This is a genomic window from Aliivibrio wodanis (genome assembly GCF_052920805.1).
Genome location: NZ_JBREXA010000001.1, coordinates 413,667 through 433,547, shown reverse-complemented (window position 1 = coordinate 433,547; position 19,881 = coordinate 413,667). Strand labels below are relative to the sequence as shown.

General features: G+C 36.3%; 16 protein-coding genes and 3 pseudogenes. 14 read left to right on the top strand and 5 right to left on the bottom strand.

Annotation, left to right across the window (positions count from 1 at the left end; genetic code table 11):
• Positions 1 to 221 precede the first annotated feature (221 nt).
• From ACU5DF_RS01995 to ACU5DF_RS01975, 5 genes and pseudogenes are all read left to right on the top strand, one after another.
• A complete protein-coding gene (locus ACU5DF_RS01995; RefSeq protein WP_045103960.1) occupies positions 222 to 533 on the top strand; it encodes a type II toxin-antitoxin system HigB family toxin in 312 nt (103 codons plus the stop codon).
• Complete coding sequence (locus tag ACU5DF_RS01990; protein ID WP_446711592.1) at positions 530 to 958, top strand: helix-turn-helix domain-containing protein; 429 nt, start codon at positions 530 to 532, stop codon at positions 956 to 958. Before ACU5DF_RS01995 ends, ACU5DF_RS01990 begins: the two co-directional genes overlap by 4 nt.
• A 161-nt stretch (positions 959 to 1,119) precedes the next feature.
• Positions 1,120 to 1,272 (top strand): annotated as a pseudogene (locus ACU5DF_RS01985) (GNAT family N-acetyltransferase); the annotation flags it as partial.
• 65 nt (positions 1,273 to 1,337) lie between these two features.
• Positions 1,338 to 1,643, top strand: coding sequence for a transposase (locus tag ACU5DF_RS01980; protein ID WP_446711591.1), 306 nt, complete (start codon positions 1,338 to 1,340; stop codon positions 1,641 to 1,643).
• A complete protein-coding gene (locus ACU5DF_RS01975; RefSeq protein ID WP_446712463.1) occupies positions 1,550 to 2,515 on the top strand; it encodes an IS3 family transposase in 966 nt (321 codons plus the stop codon). Before ACU5DF_RS01980 ends, ACU5DF_RS01975 begins: the two co-directional genes overlap by 94 nt.
• Positions 2,516 to 3,084: 569 nt before the next feature.
• On the opposite strand, the gene ACU5DF_RS01970 is transcribed toward ACU5DF_RS01975, so the two are convergent.
• Complete coding sequence (locus ACU5DF_RS01970) at positions 3,085 to 4,452, bottom strand: YjiH family protein (RefSeq protein ID WP_045103935.1); 1,368 nt, start codon at positions 4,450 to 4,452, stop codon at positions 3,085 to 3,087.
• A 266-nt stretch (positions 4,453 to 4,718) separates the two neighbouring features.
• Positions 4,719 to 6,366: pseudogene (locus ACU5DF_RS01965) on the bottom strand (P-loop domain-containing protein).
• A gap of 167 nt (positions 6,367 to 6,533) precedes the next feature.
• Between ACU5DF_RS01965 and ACU5DF_RS01960 the strand changes: the two are divergent.
• From ACU5DF_RS01960 to ACU5DF_RS01940, 5 genes are all read left to right on the top strand, one after another.
• A complete protein-coding gene (locus ACU5DF_RS01960) occupies positions 6,534 to 6,767 on the top strand; it encodes a hypothetical protein (RefSeq protein ID WP_045103933.1) in 234 nt (77 codons plus the stop codon).
• Between the two features lie 180 nt (positions 6,768 to 6,947).
• Positions 6,948 to 8,363 carry an FAD-dependent oxidoreductase gene (locus ACU5DF_RS01955; RefSeq protein WP_446711590.1) on the top strand — a complete coding sequence of 472 codons (1,416 nt, stop codon included), beginning with the start codon at positions 6,948 to 6,950 and terminating at the stop codon, positions 8,361 to 8,363.
• 166 nt (positions 8,364 to 8,529) lie between these two features.
• On the top strand, positions 8,530 to 10,509 hold the full coding sequence (locus ACU5DF_RS01950) for a HAMP domain-containing methyl-accepting chemotaxis protein (protein WP_446711589.1): 1,980 nt from the start codon (positions 8,530 to 8,532) through the stop codon (positions 10,507 to 10,509).
• Positions 10,510 to 10,517: 8 nt separating this feature from the next.
• A complete protein-coding gene (locus ACU5DF_RS01945) occupies positions 10,518 to 11,768 on the top strand; it encodes an ABC transporter substrate-binding protein (protein ID WP_446711588.1) in 1,251 nt (416 codons plus the stop codon).
• A 182-nt stretch (positions 11,769 to 11,950) separates the two neighbouring features.
• Positions 11,951 to 12,313: a hypothetical protein gene (locus tag ACU5DF_RS01940; RefSeq protein WP_446711587.1), complete on the top strand. Its 363-nt coding sequence runs from the start codon at positions 11,951 to 11,953 to the stop codon at positions 12,311 to 12,313.
• Here ACU5DF_RS01940 and ACU5DF_RS01935 read toward each other — a convergent pair.
• The 3 genes and pseudogenes from ACU5DF_RS01935 to ACU5DF_RS01925 all read right to left on the bottom strand — a co-directional run bounded on the left by ACU5DF_RS01935 (position 12,310) and on the right by ACU5DF_RS01925 (position 16,725).
• Complete coding sequence (locus tag ACU5DF_RS01935; RefSeq protein ID WP_446711586.1) at positions 12,310 to 12,954, bottom strand: hypothetical protein; 645 nt, start codon at positions 12,952 to 12,954, stop codon at positions 12,310 to 12,312. The two genes, ACU5DF_RS01940 and ACU5DF_RS01935, sit on opposite strands and share 4 nt — an antisense overlap.
• A 64-nt stretch (positions 12,955 to 13,018) precedes the next feature.
• A pseudogene (locus ACU5DF_RS01930) lies at positions 13,019 to 15,377 on the bottom strand (fatty acid cis/trans isomerase).
• 109 nt (positions 15,378 to 15,486) lie between these two features.
• Entirely contained in the window at positions 15,487 to 16,725 is a 1,239-nt protein-coding gene (locus ACU5DF_RS01925; protein ID WP_446711585.1) for an L-lactate MFS transporter, read from the bottom strand.
• Between the two features lie 313 nt (positions 16,726 to 17,038).
• Here ACU5DF_RS01925 and ACU5DF_RS01920 point away from each other — a divergent pair, with 313 nt between their 5' ends.
• From ACU5DF_RS01920 to ACU5DF_RS01905, 4 genes are all read left to right on the top strand, one after another.
• Positions 17,039 to 17,590, top strand: coding sequence for a DUF3332 domain-containing protein (locus ACU5DF_RS01920; RefSeq protein WP_446711584.1), 552 nt, complete (start codon positions 17,039 to 17,041; stop codon positions 17,588 to 17,590).
• 338 nt (positions 17,591 to 17,928) lie between these two features.
• The gene (locus ACU5DF_RS01915; protein ID WP_045103924.1) at positions 17,929 to 18,282 is read left to right on the top strand and encodes a hypothetical protein; all 354 of its coding nucleotides are present in this window, start codon (positions 17,929 to 17,931) and stop codon (positions 18,280 to 18,282) included.
• Between the two features lie 126 nt (positions 18,283 to 18,408).
• A complete protein-coding gene (locus ACU5DF_RS01910) occupies positions 18,409 to 19,413 on the top strand; it encodes a response regulator (RefSeq protein ID WP_045103923.1) in 1,005 nt (334 codons plus the stop codon).
• Positions 19,413 to 19,853: a PAS domain-containing protein gene (locus tag ACU5DF_RS01905; protein WP_045104545.1), complete on the top strand. Its 441-nt coding sequence runs from the start codon at positions 19,413 to 19,415 to the stop codon at positions 19,851 to 19,853. The genes ACU5DF_RS01910 and ACU5DF_RS01905 overlap by 1 nt, the downstream gene beginning before the upstream one ends.
• Positions 19,854 to 19,881 lie beyond the last annotated feature (28 nt).

Here is a 19,881-nt window from a genome sequence, read left to right as displayed (position 1 = left end):
ATGGACGATGCAGGCTTCACTCTGCCGCGAAGCGGCTTCGTTCAACAAAGCAATCAACACGATGCTATTACACTCGGCATTCGCGGTTTAGAGTATAATTGGTTTGGTAAGTCGGTCTTTCGCACGTGTTATTGCGGCGTTAAACGCTTCTTTGTAAATTCACAGCTTGTGAACTTGGTTTGTAGGTGCTATATTCACATATAGTGAACTTAGAGGTGTTTATGCACGTAATATCAAGAAAACCATTTAGTGATGCAGCGAAAAAATATCCGAATGATGCTGCGGCAATTGATGCGCTATATAAATCATTAAAAAATAATAACTTTTCAAATCCACTGGATATGAAAAATGTTTACCCAAGCTTAGATAACTTTAAGTATAAAGATAAATGGTATGTTCTTGATATCGGTGGGAATAATTTACGATTAATGACCTTTATCGAATTTCGAGATAATAGAATGTTTGTTAAGCATATTGTTCCTCACGCTGAATATGACAAGTTATGCGCCAAATACGCAAAGGAGTCGAAATGAAAAATTTTAATCAAGTTAAATCAACAGCATTACAATTATTTTCAATGGCTAGTTTTGTTGGTCATATTTCAACAGAGGAAGAATATGCTGAAGCCTTGGAGTTAATGGAAGATCTTATTGAAGAATACGATATTTACAAACCATTAATTGAGGTTTTGGAAGTATCTATTGAGCGCTGGGAAGAGCGTGCAGATGAATTTGCAGAGTTTAATGCTCGTATTGAGAATTTAGATGATGGAGTAGCAACACTGCGTGTATTAATGGATCAATATCAACTTAAAGCTGATGACCTAAAAGATGTAATTGGTGGTAAAAGCTTGGTTTCAATGATCCTTAACGGTTCTCGCAAACTAACAAAAGAGCATATTCAAGCCATTTCATCTAAATATAATATCAGCCCTGCATTGTTTTTTGGCTGCGTTTAACAAAGCAATCAACACGATTTACTACATTCGGCGTTGTGGGTTTGCCTTTAATTTCAGTGATTAAGGCGGTAAAATTCAGTTAAGTCTGTGTCGTAGTAAACGTGTTATTGCGGCGTTATAAGCACCGATTTATTAAGGTTATTTGAGCCAGAGGTAAAGGTTTGAAATTTTCTACGCGTTCAGCGAAAGATAGTGATTTTGAGTTCTTATTTGAACTTAAAAAGGCGGCTGAATTTGAGCCAATTAAGGCTGTGTTTGGTTGGGACGATAAAATCCAACGTGAAATGCATCAAGATGAATGGGATGAGGAAAAACTGTAGTGGTCTAATAGTTCCGGACACCTCTATAAGTTTTAGTTATTATGTCACTAGAGGTGAATATGGATAAGAAAAATACACGTAGAACGTTTACTCTTGAGTATAAACAAGATGCAGTTAAATTAGTTACAGAGCAAGGCTATTCAAGACAGAAGGCAGCTGACAGCTTAGGTATATCATTAAGCGCTATCACTACTTGGGTTAGGCAAGAATCACCAATAGGTGATTCAAAAGAAGCTAAATCAGTTACATTAAACCTTTCAGAACGTAGTGAATTAGAGCGCTTAAGAAAAGAGAATCAACGCTTATTGATGGAGCGCGATATCCTAAAAAAGGCCGCAGTCTTCTTTGCGAAAGAAAACGGATAAGATATCAATTTATTCAACAGCATAAAGAAGACTGGCCAATAACAATACTTTGCGCTGTCATGAATGTCGGTACGAGTTCTTTTTATACATGGCAAAAGAAACCAAAAAACGTCATTGATATCAATAGGTTTCAGTTTGACGTGGCTGTAAAAGAAACCTTTAAAGAGCATAAAATGACATTGGGTAGTCGTCGAATGGTTTCTGAATTAGCTAAAAAAGGGATCATTATTGGACGTTACAAAGCAAGAATGACGATGCGCAGATTAGGGCTTGTGCCGAGGTATCCTAAGAAATTTAAAGTAACTACTGATAGCACTCATAATAATAGGATTGAACCAAACAGGTTAGATCGTAAGTTCTTAGTTAATAAGGTAAATACTTGTTGGACAACAGATATTACCTATATCCATACACATCAGGGCTTTATTTATCTTGCTGTTGTTATGGACTTATATTCACGACGAATTGTTGGTTGGTCGATTGCAGACCACATGAAAACATCTCTTTGTAACTCAGCCCTTCAAATGGCTTTTTGGCAAAGAAAGCCACCCGCTGGTTTATTGCATCATTCAGATAGAGGAAGTCAATATACAAGCTATGAGTATCGTTCTTTAATGAACGATATGAAAATGAATATCAGCATGAGTGGAAAAGGTGAATGTTGGGATAACGCTCCTACAGAGCGTTTCTTTCGCAGTCTCAAGCACGAACAATTGAATTATGAAACATTTAAAACTAAAAAAGAAGCTAAGCTAAGTATTTTAGATTACTTGGCCTATTACAATGGATTGCGTCCACATACAGCTAATGGGTATCTGTCACAGCTCCAATATGAGAAAGAAACACGAGATCTAGTGTCCGGTTTTTGTTGACCATTACAGTTTAGGAGGTTCGGTGATATCAGAAAAGTTGCGTTTTTGGGCACTAGCGTATTTTGCGAAAAATGCTTGCCCCGATCGTTTTTCGCTTAGCTCTGAAAAGGCAAAGAGCAATAATTTTTATGAAGTTAGAGTTATTTTCCCAACAGAGAAGGATAGAGTTTTATATCTATCTACGCGTTTAATGGCATGTTTAACGGTGGTATTGGTGTCGAGCTGTCGCCCCAGCTTGGTTAGAGTTAAATCGGGGTCCTAAGCACACTTTTTGTGGCAAGTATTAGAGAATTAAGGCGTTTTTTGTGAATTGTAGGGCATTGGTTCTGAATAGTTTGGTGTAGAATCTGAATATCGCGCATCGTACCGTCCAATTGATTAAAATGTGTGTTTGGCGATATTCATTAGATCAAAGGTATCGATGCGTGTCTACTTCGTATCATTGAGTTGAGTAAGCCAGGAACGCTCTGAAGGATTTCATTTTTATGCTTACATTACAAACAATTTAGAAATCGGAAAAGGTAACCTCATAAGAAGTTACCTTAGTTTTATACTTATATTCTGTTTTATTAGAAAATAAGGTGAGCGACACCTGCAATCACTGGTAAAGTAATAATGGTACGTAAGATAAAGATAACGAATAATTCAAAGATGTTTACAGGGATCTTACTGCCAAGTAATAATGCCCCAACTTCCGACATATAGATAAGTTGGGTTACTGACATTGCCGCGATAACAAAACGAGTCATTTCACTATTAATAGAAGATGCAAGGATTGCAGGAATAAACATATCAGCAAAACCTACAACGATAGTTTTAGATGCAGCAGCAGCTTCAGGAACACCAAGTAACTCTAAGAATGGAATAAATGGTTGGCCTAACACAGAAAAAACAGATGTGTATTCAGCAATAACTAAAGCAATAGTACCTAAAGCCATAACAACAGGTAGTACACCAAACACCATATCGATAGCATTTTTAACACCTTCACCAAAAACACTCTTTATAGAGGTTACTTTAGATGCTTTTTCCATTGCTTGAGCAATACCCCATGAGAAGGTTGAATGACCTTCTGGGATAGCTTCTGCATCAGCTGCACGTTCAGAACCATCAATAAATAAGTCCTTCTTATAACTAAGAGGTGGAAGGCGAGGGATGATAACCGCAGCAACAAAGCCAGCTAAACATACTGTTAGGTAGAATGGAAGAAAGTAACTTTCAAGCTCTACTTGAGCAATGACAACTAAGCTAAATGTAATAGATACAGCCGAGAATGTCGTACCAACAACAGCGGCTTCACGTTGAGTATAGAATTTATTCTCGTATTGTTTACTTGTTAGAAGAATACCAACAGAGCCATCACCTAACCAAGAAGCCATACAGTCAATAGCGGAACGACCAGGAAGGTTGAATACAGGGCGCATTACTTTACTTAGTAGCGTACCAAAGAGCTCAAGTAAACCAAAGTTTAAAAGTAGAGGTAATAGTAAACCTGCAAAAATAAAGACAGAAAAAAGTACAGGTAATAAATCATTAAGAACAAGGCCGCCAGTGTTAGGTTCCCATACTGCTTCAGGACCAACCTGAAAAAATACAGAAGCAGCAGCAAGTCCACCAATTAAACGAACCACAAACCAAAGTGGAGTAGGGCTTAGTAAGCCATATAAAAAGTTGTTATTTGTGATAAATGTTGGTTTTACTACTTTCGCAATAATCGTTGCAACAGACATAAACATAATGATACCGGTCACAATTGCGACTAGGTGTTCACCAAATAAAGCCTGGATAGATTTTGCTAACACAGCAACAGGGATGGTGATATCACCATTATAAGTTACTGGAGCCATAAAAAGGAACAAGCCAATTAATGACGGGATAAGGAACATAAGAAGGTTTTTCTTCTTACTCATTGGGGTATTTTCAATTGAACTTTGCATAAATCTCTCAATTACTACTAGTTAATAAAAGCTAATCCTTAGCATTATTATTCACTAAACTTCCGTATTCATTCAGTTATCAGGAGAGTACACTGTTTTTTTTAAAAGTGGAATACTATTCATTAAAAAAAAGTAATTATTCATTTTTATTTGGAGTATATGAATGGGTTTTATAGAGTGATGCCCTCATATTGACTGTTTTTTATCTATAAAACAGAATTTGTCATAAAAAAACCTCCGTTATGGAGGCTTCGATAATCAGTGATTTATTTAAAATCAGCGATACGCATTCTATTAAGTGTAGCCATAACTTCAATAACACGAGGTTTCGCAAGATCGCCGTGTTTAGGCATTAAATCATACCAATTATCATGGAGCTGTTGGGCTATAAACTCAACAGGGTTTAATTCCCAGCCTGGAGTTTGGGATAGCTGAAACCACATCCAACCAATGGCATGGACTTGTGCAGAAGATTGAAGCTGAGATACAGCCGTAATATCAACTAATTCACGACCAAATCGTAAGGTATTCTTATTTCTTGCTTGGATACGGAACTTCCCTTCTTGTAAAATCCCTTGAAGAGACAGAGCGATTTAATTGACGTGTTTGAGTTGGTAATAAGTGTTCAGATCCTTCTTTTACACGAGTTGTTGGATGGCTTACTACAACTTCTTTTGCTTTTTCTGTGACATTAACCGCTTGATAGTCGTGCATTTGAATAACAGTATCAGCAACGTCAAGGTAATCACCAGAACCACCCATAACAAGAATTGTTGATACATCTAATTCATCACGTAATTGACCAATACGATCAACTAATGGAGTAATAGGCTCTGCACCATTATTCACTAATGCTTGCATACGCTCATCACGGATCATGAAATTAGTTGCAGAAGTATCTTCGTCAATTAATAGCGTTTTAGCTTGAGCTTCTAATGATTCTTGAAGCCATGCAGCTTGTGATGTTGAGCCTGATGCATCTTGAGTAGAGAAACAGGTAGTATCTTTACCCATAGGTAAATGGTTGATGTAATTTGAAAGGTTTAGATTATGAACACAACGACCATCTTCAGCTTGAATTTTTGTTGTAGAAGCTTCTGAAACAATATATTCGCGGCCATCGCCAGGGACATGGTCGTAAATAGAGCGTTCTAATGCATTCAGTAGGGTTGATTTACCATGAAAACCACCACCTACAATAAGCGTGATCCCTTTAGGTATACCCATACCTTTAATTAAACCACGGTTAGGGGCTGATAACTCAACCTCTAAAGAAGCAGGGCTTTGAAAAGCAATCGCGTCTTTCATCGGACGATCATTATTACCTGCAATTCTAGGTAAAATACTACCATTTGCCACAAACGCGACAAGGTTATGCTCAGCAAGTTGACCTCGAAGTGCAACTTGGTCGACAATCACTTTACAATGTTCTTTCAGCTCTTCAATCGGAAGTTCACGAGCTAATAAAGTACGACGGATGTATTTTGGCATATGGAATGTCAAAATATTAATGGCTCTTTTTGCTAAGATCTCGCGACCGTCCGCAGGCAGATTCATATTGTAACGAAGCTCAATGCCTTCATCATCAAACACAACTGAGGTATGGTCTAAGACTGTTTGCCCAGATAAAGCAATAGATAACGTCGCATCTTTTTCAAGTAATTCGCTGAAATGACGAGCAAGAAAATCTCTTGCAGCACGTTGATAATCTAATGAGGTTTCTTGTAGCCATTGAAGATGAGTTAATGACCATGCTCGCTTTGCTCGTAGGCGAGAAGGCGGAGCGTATGGATCTGATTGGACATTATCAATATACAAAGTGAAGTCGGTAAAATCGTACTCACCTTTAATAGAGGTGTAGCTACGGTAATTTCTTTTTTCTAATTTTTTTAGTTTGGCTTCAAGCTGTTCCATTACATTCACATTATCAAATAAAGTTGTGAGCAGTATAACAAAAACCAAGTCAGAATAAGAACTTCTTTCCTATGTATATTGAAAATAACTCTAAGACTATTGGCTAATTTACTTATTTATCTCTTTTAAGTCATAGTAGAGTGATTAAGACGTAAAGGAGTACATTCATGAATGTAATGGTATCTATTATAGAACATCTATTTATTGGCGTTGGGATTTTATGTTTATTACTTACAATTACTCAATATGGACGAAGAACCTCTGATTGGGGAGGTGCCTGCATCTTATTTGTTAAACGGATCGATTTATCGCTTCAAGAACATAAATGGTACCGCATAGGCGTAAGTGCTTTGGTTCTTGGCGTAATAGTAAGAATTTTTAATTTAACCTTCTGGGGATAGATTTACTCACAGTTATCCACAATTTCTGTGGGTAACTAATTGAATAAATACTTATCTACTTGATTATTAAAAGAGATATAAACTAATCAAGCTTTTTTTTATGATATCCTATTATTTTTTTGTGACGCGAAGTAAAATACCTAAGTCAATAAAAAATCGCTTTGGATAGATAAACATAATATGGATAAAAAGCAGTTACGCAAAAAAGTGGCCATTATCGGTGGTGGTATTGCAGGGTCAAGTATTGCGATGTATTTATCGCAGTTTGATATTGATATCCAGCTATTTGAACAAGGAAACAGTTTAGTTAATGGCCCTCCAATTTGTCATTTGCATGCAGGAGGCAACCTTTATCGAGAAATCTCAGATGAACAATGCTTAACACTACTAAGAGAATCAGTAGAGACGGTTCGATTTTTCCCTCATACCATGAATATGCGCCCGACCATTATTGCTGTACCTAAGAGTGATGACGGCGATCCAACGGATTTGCTTCCTCGTTTGCATCTATTACAAAAAGCCTATGCCCAGCTGATTAAAAACGAGCCAAAGAATGAAGTTTTTGGACCAGCAAGCGACTATTTTCATCATTATACAAAAGCTGATCTTAAACGTATTGCTCAATATCAACCAACAAGTACCCCACAAACAGCAGAGGAATGGATGATCCCATTTGTTCATCATGTTAATTTAGATGAATTGAAGTATCCTGTTGTGTTGGTTCAAGAATACGGGTTGAGTGTATTTAGAATGGCAGCAACAGCTCAATTAACACTTGAACAACAAGAGAATGTTTCAGTTAAACTGCTTGCTCATGTGAACAGCATTAAGAAAGCTAATCAACCTCACATTGAACCGTCTTGGGATCTATCTTATATACAATCAGAACAGCAATATACTAGTCACTTTGATTATATTGTTAACAGTGCTGGCTTTAAAACTGGAATTATTGATGATCTAGTACAGAAAAAAGTGAAACGTTTAATTGAATTTAAAGCTGCTTATGTCGCCCATTGGAAAGAAGATAGTTATGGAAAGTGGCCTGAAATTATTTTTCATGGAAAACGGGGAACACCTCAAGGAATGGCTCAATTTACACCGTATCCAAATGGTTATTTTCAATTACATGGAATGACAGAAGAGATCACTTTGTTTCGAAATGGATTGTCTCAATCTTGTGAAGTGTCATCTCAACCTAAAATAGCTGATAATTTAAAGCGAAAATTAACTCTAGGGTGGGATACATCAATTCAAACAGAACGAACAGAGCGAGCGATTAAACACCTTAGCCAATTTATGCCCCAATTTAATAAAGCCATCCCTTTTGGTAAGCCTCTTTATGGTGCCCAACAGATACCAGGGAATGATGCAACATTAAGGGCTGCAAATATAGTCTATACTGGTGATGGGTATTTTAGGGCTGAAATAGTAAAGGCTTCTTCAGGAATAGAATGTGCAAAAGCAATTAGAAAAGTACTTAAATTGGATCGAGAAATAACTTTTTTACCTTTAATAGAAAAAGAAGATATTGAGAGTCTCGCTCAGGTGCTAGCAGAACAAAGGGGTTATCCTATGGAGCTTGCACAAACCTATTAATACTCTGCCATAATTTCAAGTTATTCAGAATAACTTGAAATTAATAATATGAAGTGCGGTTAGACTTAAAGTGTGATTTATGTCGCAAAAACCCCACAATTAACGCTGTATTAACAAGTTGATTTCAAGTAACTTACTATGTATCAAATTAAGAGAGGTAAATTACATGACATTATCAATTGTACAAAGGACTATTTTAGGCTTTTGTGTCATGTTTGCGATGCTATTAGGTATCGCTAGTATAGGTTATTTTAATAATCAAAATATGAAACACAGTATAGATGAAATTACGAATGTTTCATCGAAAATGGTAAATGCCGCGTCACAATTACAGTCTGGTATTTTAGAAAGCAGATTAAGATTGTTAGAGTACAGAACAACATTGTCATCAAGCCAATTAGCACAAGTAAAAGCAGCTTTTGATGAAAAGAAAGTAAGTTTAGAGAAAGCAAAACAAGATAAGCATGCATATACACCAACCGCTGATTCTTCAAGGTTAATTGATGATGTCCTTAAAACTACTGAAGAGTTTTTTGGTATCGCAGATCAAGTAATTTCAGATCATAAACGACTTGTTATTTTAAATGAAAAAATAACACAATTGAATTATGAGTTTGTCCGTTTAGAAGATACCTACCAGTGGGCCGCAAATTTATTATTGCAAAAAGCGAGTGTTAAGCGCTCTTTATATAATCGAGCAGAGCTGATTACGAGTGGGATCACGCGTGATCTAAAAAATATTAGGCGTGTAACTCCAGAAACCGACTTGGTTGAAATTCGAAAAGTATTAACGAAAGATATTGAAATTGCAAATCAACGTTTAGCTATCATCAATATTGACGATGAAGTAAAGTCACGCTTTATAAAAAACCTAAATCGTATTTCGGAATTGGTTCTTCATGAAGAAGGGTTACTGAGTGCGTTAGAGCGCCAACAACATCTTCAACAAGAGACCGCTCGTCTTGATAAGCTTTCCTATGAAAAGGTAGTAAAGAGTCAAAATAAAATTCAAGAATATAAGCGTTATGCTCAAAATATCTCACAATTAAATGTAGAAGAAGCAGAAGAAGCATCAGGGAAGGCGACATTAGTTAGTGTTGTTGTCACTCTATTATCTTTAGTGCTTGCGATAGTGATTGCGGCAAGGATCTCTCTTCAGATACATTCACCTCTGAAAAAGATTAATAATGTATTAAATCAAATGACAAATGGAGATATGACGTTACGTACAAATCATAATACAGGTTGTGAATTTGGTGAAGTATCCCGTTATGTAGATCATTTAGCAGATGTAATGACCAGTTTATTAAAACAGATTAATGAAGGCTCACACAAACTGGTAAGTGAAGCAAATAAAGCATCTGAGATCAGTTCTCGCGCAATGAATCGTGTTGAAGACCAGAAAATGCGTACTGATAATGTGGCGGCGTCAATTGCAGAAATGGAATTAAGTGCTCAAGAAATAGCTCGTAATGGCGATAGTGCATTAAATATCTCGACTAAAGCAGAGGATGCCGCTGCTGAAGGGCGATCTCAAGTTAATACTACTATTGATTTGACTCAATCTCTGGCTGAAAATATTGAAGGTGCGGTAGAAATTACTGAGAACCTTGCTAAATACAGTAATGAAATTGGTGATATTTTAGATGTTATTCGTGATATATCAGAACAAACTAACTTATTGGCCTTAAATGCCGCAATTGAAGCCGCACGAGCAGGAGAGCATGGCCGAGGATTTGCTGTGGTGGCTGATGAAGTTCGCGGGCTAGCTGACCGTTCTGGTAAATCAGTAGAAGAGATCCGAAAAATGATTGAAAATGTTCAAGCATCAGTGAGCGCTTCTGTGTCGGTAATGAATAGTAGTCATGCACAAACTCAAGATTGTGTTATTCAGACTAAGAAAACAGAACAAGCCTTTGATATTATTCATGAACAATTGCAGCAAGTACAAGGAATGTCACAGCAAATTGCTACAGCAACAGAAGAGCAAATAGCGGTATGTAAAGACGTAGCTGAAAATATAAGTAATATATCAGAAGTTGCTTTTGATGCAGAGAAAGAAGCTAGACAGTCTTCAGAGAGTAGTGAAATACTTACCTTGATGGCAAGCGATCAAGAAGCATTAATATCCAAGTTTAAAGTGTAGGAATAAGCATGAATAAAAAAATACTACTTGCCCTAGGCTTATCGGCTTTGGCGATGAATGCACAAGCAACAACTGTTATCACTATTGATACTTGGAGTAATGAAGGTGACATTTGGCAAGAAAAGATCTTACCTGCATTTTATAAGAAAAACCCTGGTATTAAAGTAGAATTTCGCCAACTAGATTTCTCTAAATATGATTTATTGTTGCAAGATAAAGAACGTGCGGGTGATTTGGCAATGTGTCGCCCATTCGACTCTTCATTAAAAATTTTCCAAGCTGGTGTTTTTGATGAAATTACAGAAATGGATGGCATTGAAAACTTTCCAAGTTTTGCACAATCACCATGGCAAACACGATCAGGAGCTCAAACTTATTGTTTACCAATGGCTTCAGTTATCCATGGTTTTTTTTATAATAAAAGCGTATTTAAAGAGCTAGGCTTAAAAGAACCAGAAACCCGCCGTGAGTTTTACCAATTACTTGATAAAGTTAAATCTGATGGCCGCTATCAAGCGATGAGTATGTCTGTCAAAGATAAGTGGGTGCCAGCAACACTAGGCTTTCAAAATATCGGACCAAATTATTGGAAAGGAGAAGATGGTCGAATTGGTATTGTTGAAGGAACAGAACAGTTAAATGATAAACCTTATCAATCAGTTTTTGCAGAACTAAGCCGATGGGTTAATTATTTGGGGCCAGATTACCAAAGTGTGAGCTATGGTGACAGTATTGATGCCTTTAAATCAGGTAAAGTAGCAGTTTATCCTGCAGGTTCTTGGGGGATCCCGACCTTTAGAAATGAAATCGAACTAGGGGCATTTAAGCCACCAGTAGCGCGTAAAGGGGATGAGTGTTATATCGGTGATCATACTGATATAGGTATAGGTGTTAATACTCACTCGAAAAATAAAGAAGCGGCTATGACATTGCTTAATTGGATGACGACTGCTGAGTTTGCAGAGCGACTAACTAACTCACTACCAGGTTTCTTTTCACTTTCGAATCATTTTATTGAAGTGAGCGATCCAACTGCAGCGACTATGATGTCATGGCGAACTGAGTGTGACTCTACAATACGAAGTACGGCACAGAATTTATCTTCGCCAAAACATAATTTAGAAGATGAAGTTTGGAATCAAACATACAGTGTAATGATGAAGCAAAAAACATCAATCGAAGCTGCAAATGATCTGCAATTTAAGTTAGCTGAATGGTATTTACCACAAACTAATGCAAAAAAAGAACAATGTGAATAATTTGTATAAATGTTTTATTTTAATTACATATGAGTTGTATATTGATTTAGTAAACTTTAGGTAACCCATATTACCGTTTGTCATTCCATTATAAAAAAGCAGATAATTTTATTGAATTATCTGCTTTTTTTGTTGAGAATAGAACTATAAAGACTTCGTTAAGGTGATATGTGGATTTTTTAATGAAACGTCGTTGGCCTAGATTTGAATGTAAAAAATCGGTTAACGCAAAAGTTTTCTGGGCTCATCGACTCATGCCTTTTGTGAGTGTGAAACTTGTTGATGTCTCTAAAAAGGGATTTGGTTTTACTAGCGAAAGAAAACTACTAGAAGGTAGCTGTGAGTTAAGAATTCGCTCTTTTCCTGCAATGTTAGGTGATATTGTTTATCGTAAAGAAGTGGCATCAGAAAATGGAGAAGTACATTATCAATATGGATTTTATTTAAATACGCAATTACATAAAACTCAAATTGAAAATCTAGGGTGTAAAGGAGTCATTAAATTAGAGCATATTGCTAAAGATGGAAATGACTCATTAGGCTAGCTTGGAAAAGAGGGCTGTGCTTTGTATTGAAGTAATGCAAAGCATAAAAAATATTTAAGTAAAGATTGATGTTGTTTTGATTCAATTGGATGGGTGATTGATAACGTAATAGGTTCCATCTCATACTGTACTTTTAATACATCAGATAACAGTTCTGGTGTTTTTAAAGGGTGTATTCCTTGAATTAAATAATCATTTATTAGAAGAGGTTGGTGACCTGTCCACCAATAATAAAGAGCTTTACTGCTTTTTGTTCTATCAAACCAATGATCACATAAAATTATAAAGTGATCATTAGGTTTAGCCTGATTAGTGGCTATTAGTGCTTCAATACCAAAATATATCTGAGATTTTGCTTCTGTTTTTGCATTCAAAAAAGGTGGGAAGATACACCATACTTTTTCATTATTAAACGTGAATAAATAGACACTTGGTTGATGTGCAACATCATTAGAGAACAGTATAGCGGTGGTATCTTGTGTAAACTCTTTACTTATCGATAAAAGGCGTCGAAGAAATGCAGAACTAAGATGTTCAAGAGATAGCCCACGGTTATGAATCGTAGGATAATGATGTTTAGAAAAGGCCTTATAATCTTCACCAAAGGCATTCAATGTTTGCTCTAATAATTGTTTTAACAAATAAAATATCCTTTTTAAAAGCCAGTCATAAGCGAATAATACTGCCTTTAATCAATAATGGCGATTAACGATTTTCAAATCGGGTTGTAATCTAAAAGACCAGCTTCAATAGGGTTATGACTCTTATACCACTGAGATAACTCATCACTATAAGCCCAAAATCGATCAGAGCTACGTCTTACTGCAAATTTATCTAGTAACTGTATATATTCATCTTCAGAGTTAATTTTACTTAGTTGGTTAACAAAAATGTGGAGTTCAGATTCCTTAACCTCCAAAAAAGCAGCAGGGTAGCTGCCGACAACGCCATAGAGAATAGACAAACGGTCTGATTTTGGGATCCGATTGCTTTCTTCATTAAATAACGATGAAATATTCTTATGTGCACTGGTATTAAGGATAGTGAAAAATTCACTGCGTTTATCAGAGTCAGCAACTACTTTCAGTGTCATGATCTGAGGCTGGTGCTGTAATCCTGAGCCTTGAATACGGTCAATCTCCGCTAATATATTATGTGATAGTGAACTTAATTTCGAATTGGTTACATTGTAACTTATTGCTAAATTAGAGCCAATGTGTTGCTTCAAAAAAGTAAAAAGCTCATTTTTTGGATTATTTGAATGATAATTTATTTTGGTTGGTTGCTCAAAAGGTTGTATATCTCTTTGTAAAAATTCACTTAATTGTGGCGATGGATCTTGGTACCAACTTTGAAACTCAGTTTGACGAACTTGTTTTGGTAATAAAGTTAGAAAATTGCTTTCACCTTCAAGTCGCAGAAAGTCCATATACATACGCGTCATTAGTTGATGACCAAAATTCCCATAAACATCAAATCCTGCAACAAGAAGATAATGAATACGTTCAAGTAATGCATAATCAATAACCCAAGCGGTTTTTGGTATTGGACCATTAAGTCCCTTAATAACAGAAGCACTATCAAAATGACGATAAATAGTTAATGCAGCATTATTATTATTGTTATTACCATTCCAAATCAAATCTAAAGTTAAGTGTTGTCCATTATTAAATGTTTGATTTAAATATATATTTTTTGCTTCTAAGTATCTAGCTTGATTTCGAGAGTATTGTAACCAACTAGTAATAGGTACCGTTGTACTGTCTAACTCAGCAGGAAGTGCAAGGTTATTTTTTTGTTCTCTATAAAACTTAACAACATCAGGATTATCAATTTTATCTGGATCAACAAAGAATATCCAAAAATGGTCATTTATTACATTTAAGGCTAACTGACCACGGCAAACGGGGCCTTTAATAAACCCTTGAATCGTATCTTGAGCTTCATCCAACAAATAGTTGTAGCGTGAATTAACAGGTAAATCCACAAAAGTAGTTAAAGGATTAGCTGCAACATCGGTAGAGTAGCTAGGTAAATTAGTGACGTTGTAACCAGCCTTAACAAACCACTTATCCCATTTTTCAAAACGAGATTGATCAAGTAGATAAGGCATATGAGTCTTATCTACAATTGTACTGCGAACAGGGGTTAGGCGATAATATACGCGTTTAACTTTTGGGTCATCATAAGGCCGGCGTGTTGCGATCAGCTCGATATCATCACCAGGAGGTGTCGCAGAACGAACGAGTTTAAAGAATCGTAATGTATTTGGGTCAGTTGAGAAATATATATTATTTAAGAACAAATGCTCAAAAAGATACCGACTAGTTAATTGTTGTTTTAATGAATTCCCATTAAAGAAATCTTCCCATAAAGTTATCTGATCTATCTCATACTGAGACAGTGGGGAGATATCACTCATTTTACCACCTTGCTCAAGCCAAGAAATAAGTAAATCATGCTCTGATTGATTTAGCTGAGGCATTCCATAAGGCATCCCCCAGCTTGGGTACTGTGATTCATAGTCAGACATCTCTTCAATTGTAGGGCATTGTTGTTCTCGATCTATCGAGAAATCAAAGCCACTTAGCTGTTGTTCATTTGCTAGTGGATTATCTTGTTTTAAGTTAAGCATACGAGCCATTACACTCGCTTCAGTATTGGCAATCTTTGTTTGTTCTCTTTCATTTAAAATAGGGGAGAAATTAACATCACGCCACTCTTGAGTTGTTTGAGCATCTTCAAATAGGCGGGTAGGATTAGCTGCAATTAGTCTAGTCCCTTGATATATAGGAGATTTGTGAGCACCACGATCTATTCCTTCAGCCGACGACATTTTTAATTGGCAAGGCGCATCATAACATGCATGACAAACAACGCAGCGTTGATCAATGAGAGGTTTTATATCTGTTAAATAATTTAAGCTTTCAGGAGAGCGATACTCATAAATTCTTTGCTGGACATTTTGCTTTCCGAATAATTGATCATAGTTATAAGTAGCATAAGTTGCACAGCCAGAAAACATAACGGAAATAAAGATAAGTAATGAGCGTTTAGAAAGCATAAACATATCCATAACATTAAATAATAGCTTTATTGTAATAATAAATAGTATAAAACACAAAAAAGCCCGCTCACCATATGGCAAGCGGGCTTGATTTCATTAAGAAAAGTTAAGCACTAGCAGGGGCCAGTTGTTGTGCTTTTTCTTCAGAAATAGGCTTAGTAATCAGAGCAAGTACAATTGCAACACCAACCATAACTGCTGAAATAGTGTATGCAAGAGCATAGTCGCCACCTTGTGTCATTGAGTAACCAACAACAGCTGCACCGATAGCACCACCAATACCCCATGATGTATAAAGAACACCATAGTTAGTACCGTAGTTTTTCAGACCGTAAAATTCAGCAGTTAATGATGGGAATACGGCAAGTAACGTGCCGTAGCCTACAGCCGCAATAGCTGTACCAACGATAAGCATAACTTCGTTATCAAATGTACCGAACAATGCCATGTTTGCAGCTTGTAAAACAAAAGCAATCAGTAGAGTCTTAACGCCACCAATTTTGTCTGAAAGCATACCAGCAGCTACACGGCCGCCTGAATTGAATACAGCAAGGATAGACGCTAGGTAAACTGCATTTGGTAAGTTAGCCTGCATGCTTGCGATTGTTGTAATGTTACCAATGATCATAAGACCTGCAGAAGCAGCAAATGCGTACATAATCCATAACGAATAGAATTGTGGCGTTTTAAGCATTGCCTTCCAATTAAGATCAAGTGGCTGGCGAGTAGAAATAGGCGCTTTACCTGCTTTTACTTTTGGTAATTCTGGAGTGTAGCCTTCTGGTGGGTTAGTAATTGTAGTCGCTAGTGGAACCGCTATGATAAGAATAGCGACACCAAGTACTAAAAAGCTTGTTTGGATACCATACATAGAGATTAGCGCTGAAGTAACAGGCGCTAGGTAAATAGCAGCAAGACCAAAGCCTGCAGCAATTAAGCCGTTAACCATACCTTTCTTAGAAGGGTGGAACCACTTCATCGCTGAAGGAGCAAGACACGCATAACCAAAGCCAATACCAGCACCTGTCATAACACCAAAGGTTAGGTTTAGCATTAATACAGTATCAGCAAAGCTTGATGCGATCATGCCAAGACCAACTAAAATCGTGCCAAAAATAAGAATTAGACGTGGCCCCATGCGATCTTGAAGGATACCTGCAACTAAAAGACAGATAGAAAAAGTGATTGTTGCAGTTGCATAAGGTTGAGAGGCTTGTGACGCCGTCCAGCCCATATCAGTAACAAGAGCTTTGTTGAATACGCTCCATGCGTAAAGAATTCCTAGACATAGGTTAATACAAAAGCCTGCAAGCAGGATACGCATTGCTTTATCGATATTTTTCATCGCAATCTCAGTGAGTTGAAAGTTTATTACAATTTAATGTATGTATTTTTTGATTGTTTTAAAGAAACATGACAGAGGTCACGTTAATCTGCGCGGAGTTTATCAGCACTTTATATGTTTTGGAATAGCTTGTATGAAAATTACACCACATTTTTTCAATCTAACATTACATATTTGTCATGGTCATAAAAATGACTAATTATGACGTTTTTCTGTCAGGTTTCTGTAAAATCATGATCTACAGTCTATTTTTAAAAAAAATTGGTTGATATTATTCGCGGCGTTAAAATATAAACAAAACAATGAGAACATTATGAACGTTAAAAAAATCAAAATTGCAGTGGCAGTTGCGTTAGGTATCACTACATTGACTGGCTGCATGGGTCAGATGGGAGTTACTCAACTGGTTACTTTTGGTAATTTAAAAGCAGTAGATAATCGCTATGGCCGTGCCGGATTATATATTTTACTTGCTCCTGTTTATGGTATTACCGCAGCAGCTGACTTATTTATCTTTAATTCCATTGAATTTTGGACTGGTAAAAATATCATTACAGGTAAGAGCCCAGCATTAGTAGATAAAGATGTTGGTAGTGCTGTATTTAAGGTTAATGATAAAATTGATTCATCAATGACAAAAGCACCAATCGCCCCTCTTCAAGTGAAGAATAATATTAAAAGCACTTCAGTTAAGCAACTTGATGAAAATACCTTAGAAATGCATATCTCTTTATTGGACGGAACTCAACAAGTTTTACGTGGCGAGAAAATAGAAGACAGTGTAGCTTTTTATCTTGATGGACAATATATCACGATAGTAAAGGTTACAGAATTGGATAATTACGTATCTAGTACACAGGCTTAATAGATATAAATAACAAGCCATATTCACTTTAAGCATTCAATACTGAGTGCTTTTTTTATACCTATATCAAAGAAATGATCTTTTACAAAATTTTTTACATTGAAAACAAAACACCAATTTTAACTGTCTTGTTACATTTTGTGTTTTAAATATAAGACCATTTGCCTTTGTATAAGCTTTGCTCCCTAAAATTATAAATAGCCCTTTTAGTTTGTAACATTATAGTTACAAGTTGGTTTTTTTACATAGTTGAATTCAAAATAAAAAGCGATAGAATATAACGAAAACAAAGATTCCAAAAATGAACGGATGCTCTCAATTTTTCTTCGAGGTATGTTATGAAATTACTATTTATTTTTTTAGTCTCTACATTAGGTGGCGTTGCGTCTGCTGAGCATTTACATTCTTTTATTTTAGGACTAAGTATTGCTACGTTAGCAGTCGGGTGCTGCCATTGGTTTGCTTTTAGAACAACTCGATACCCACAATTAGCATTGTTACTTCTTCTATTAGGTTTATTTGCTAAAATGGCTGTGACGATTGTCGGTGTTGTTTTAGGTATGCAGTCTGAGCTAATCACCTCTCCATTTATCTTCTCGGTTTCATATTTATTTTTCTCTATTGTTGCTACTTATCTTTGGTTCAAATTAAAAGATGCAAAAATATCAGCGCCATTACTTAAGAAGACATAATACAATAAAATCAATTAGATAGATAAGTAGGGACCTTCGGGTTCCTTTTTTGTATATGCCATACTGTATTCATAGAGCTAATTCCTTGTTATACTAAAGTTAGTTTTATTTAAAAAGGTACTCCAGATGGCAATATCCATCTTAATTTGCGATGACTCTGCATTAGCTCGAAAACAATTAGCTCGTGTGATACCTTCTTCATGGGGTGCAACTATTGAGTTTGCTCAACATGGTTGGGATGCAATTGAGAAACTAGAAGCTAACACATATGATTTATTGTTCCTTGATCTGACAATGCCTGAGCTGGATGGTTACGGCACGTTGGAGGAAATGAAACGTCGTGGTATTCCAACACAAGTGGTGGTAGTTTCTGGTGATATTCAACCAAAAGCACAACAACGAGTGGCGGATCTGGGTGCAAAATCCTTTATAAAAAAACCAGTAGATAAACCGACATTAGTATCTACACTTGATTCTATTGGTATACAACCAGAGCGACAGGCTGTTTACTCCCCACAACCAATAACACCAATCCAACTTAGACGTCGTGATATTTATCTAGAAGTTGCCAATGTTGCAATTGGTCGTGCTGCTGACTCATTAGCTCGACATTTTGATGTTTTTGTTCATATGCCCTTACCAAATGTGAATTTATTTGAAATGAGTGAATTACAAATGACACTGCGTCATTTAGCAAGTAATCAGGACATGTCAGGAGTTTGCCAAGGCTTTAGTGGTGAGGGTATTGCAGGTGAAGCATTAGTATTATTAAGTGATTCTAGTGTTACTGATCTCATTAAGTTAATGGATTATCCAGAATCAGATAACAGCAGCTTAGAATTAGAATTGCTTATGGATGTTTCCAATATTTTGGTTGGTGCATTTTTAAAAGGTATTGGAGAGCAAGCTGAAGTGCGTTTCTTCCAAAGTGCACCAGTTTTACTTGGTCAGCATATTTCTGTTGATAGTGTGGTTGAATCAACAAAAGGTTCGTTTAATCGATTAATGGCGTTTGAAGTTAGCTACAACATCGATGGCACTGAGATAAAGTGCGACATGCTCCTAATGATTGTTGATGAATCACTGCCAATTTTAGATAATAAACTTGCTTATTTACTGGATGATGAATGATGAATGGGATCCCTGCGGAGTTTGAACAGTTTCATTGGATGGTCGACATGGTGCAAAATGTTGATGTTGGCCTGATTGTTCTCGATAAAGATTTTAATATTCATCTTTGGAATGGGTTCATGACTCACCATAGTGGAAAGCAATCGCATGATGTGATGGGGAAATCATTATTTGATGTTTTTCCTGAGATCGATGGGGCATGGTTTAAAGCAAAATCTAAACCAGTGTTTGATTTAGGAACACGCAGTTTTGTTATCTGGCGACAAAGGCCTTATCTATTTCGTTGTCGTAATGTTCGACCAATAACTCAACAAAGTGAATTTATGTACCAAAATGTCACGTTAAACCCCATGAGAAGTACAACAGGGGAAATTAAGTCTATGTTTTTAGCTGTTGAGGATGTAACTTCTGAGGCATTAGCTGAGCTAGCAAATATATAAAATTGAAAAGTAGGATAAAAAAATGGAG

Excerpts from the sequence above, each read along its gene's own strand:
- ACU5DF_RS01995 (WP_045103960.1), top strand. The coding sequence starts at position 222 with ATGCACGTAATATCAAGAAAACCATTTAGTGATGCAGCGAAAAAATAT.
- ACU5DF_RS01990 (WP_446711592.1), top strand. The coding sequence starts at position 530 with ATGAAAAATTTTAATCAAGTTAAATCAACAGCATTACAATTATTTTCA.
- ACU5DF_RS01980 (WP_446711591.1), top strand. The coding sequence starts at position 1,338 with ATGGATAAGAAAAATACACGTAGAACGTTTACTCTTGAGTATAAACAA.
- ACU5DF_RS01970 (WP_045103935.1), bottom strand. The coding sequence starts at position 4,452 with ATGCAAAGTTCAATTGAAAATACCCCAATGAGTAAGAAGAAAAACCTT.
- ACU5DF_RS01960 (WP_045103933.1), top strand. The coding sequence starts at position 6,534 with ATGAATGTAATGGTATCTATTATAGAACATCTATTTATTGGCGTTGGG.
- ACU5DF_RS01955 (WP_446711590.1), top strand. The coding sequence starts at position 6,948 with ATGGATAAAAAGCAGTTACGCAAAAAAGTGGCCATTATCGGTGGTGGT.
- ACU5DF_RS01950 (WP_446711589.1), top strand. The coding sequence starts at position 8,530 with ATGACATTATCAATTGTACAAAGGACTATTTTAGGCTTTTGTGTCATG.
- ACU5DF_RS01945 (WP_446711588.1), top strand. The coding sequence starts at position 10,518 with ATGAATAAAAAAATACTACTTGCCCTAGGCTTATCGGCTTTGGCGATG.
- ACU5DF_RS01940 (WP_446711587.1), top strand. The coding sequence starts at position 11,951 with ATGAAACGTCGTTGGCCTAGATTTGAATGTAAAAAATCGGTTAACGCA.
- ACU5DF_RS01925 (WP_446711585.1), bottom strand. The coding sequence starts at position 16,725 with ATGAAAAATATCGATAAAGCAATGCGTATCCTGCTTGCAGGCTTTTGT.
- ACU5DF_RS01920 (WP_446711584.1), top strand. The coding sequence starts at position 17,039 with ATGAACGTTAAAAAAATCAAAATTGCAGTGGCAGTTGCGTTAGGTATC.
- ACU5DF_RS01915 (WP_045103924.1), top strand. The coding sequence starts at position 17,929 with ATGAAATTACTATTTATTTTTTTAGTCTCTACATTAGGTGGCGTTGCG.
- ACU5DF_RS01910 (WP_045103923.1), top strand. The coding sequence starts at position 18,409 with ATGGCAATATCCATCTTAATTTGCGATGACTCTGCATTAGCTCGAAAA.
- ACU5DF_RS01905 (WP_045104545.1), top strand. The coding sequence starts at position 19,413 with ATGAATGGGATCCCTGCGGAGTTTGAACAGTTTCATTGGATGGTCGAC.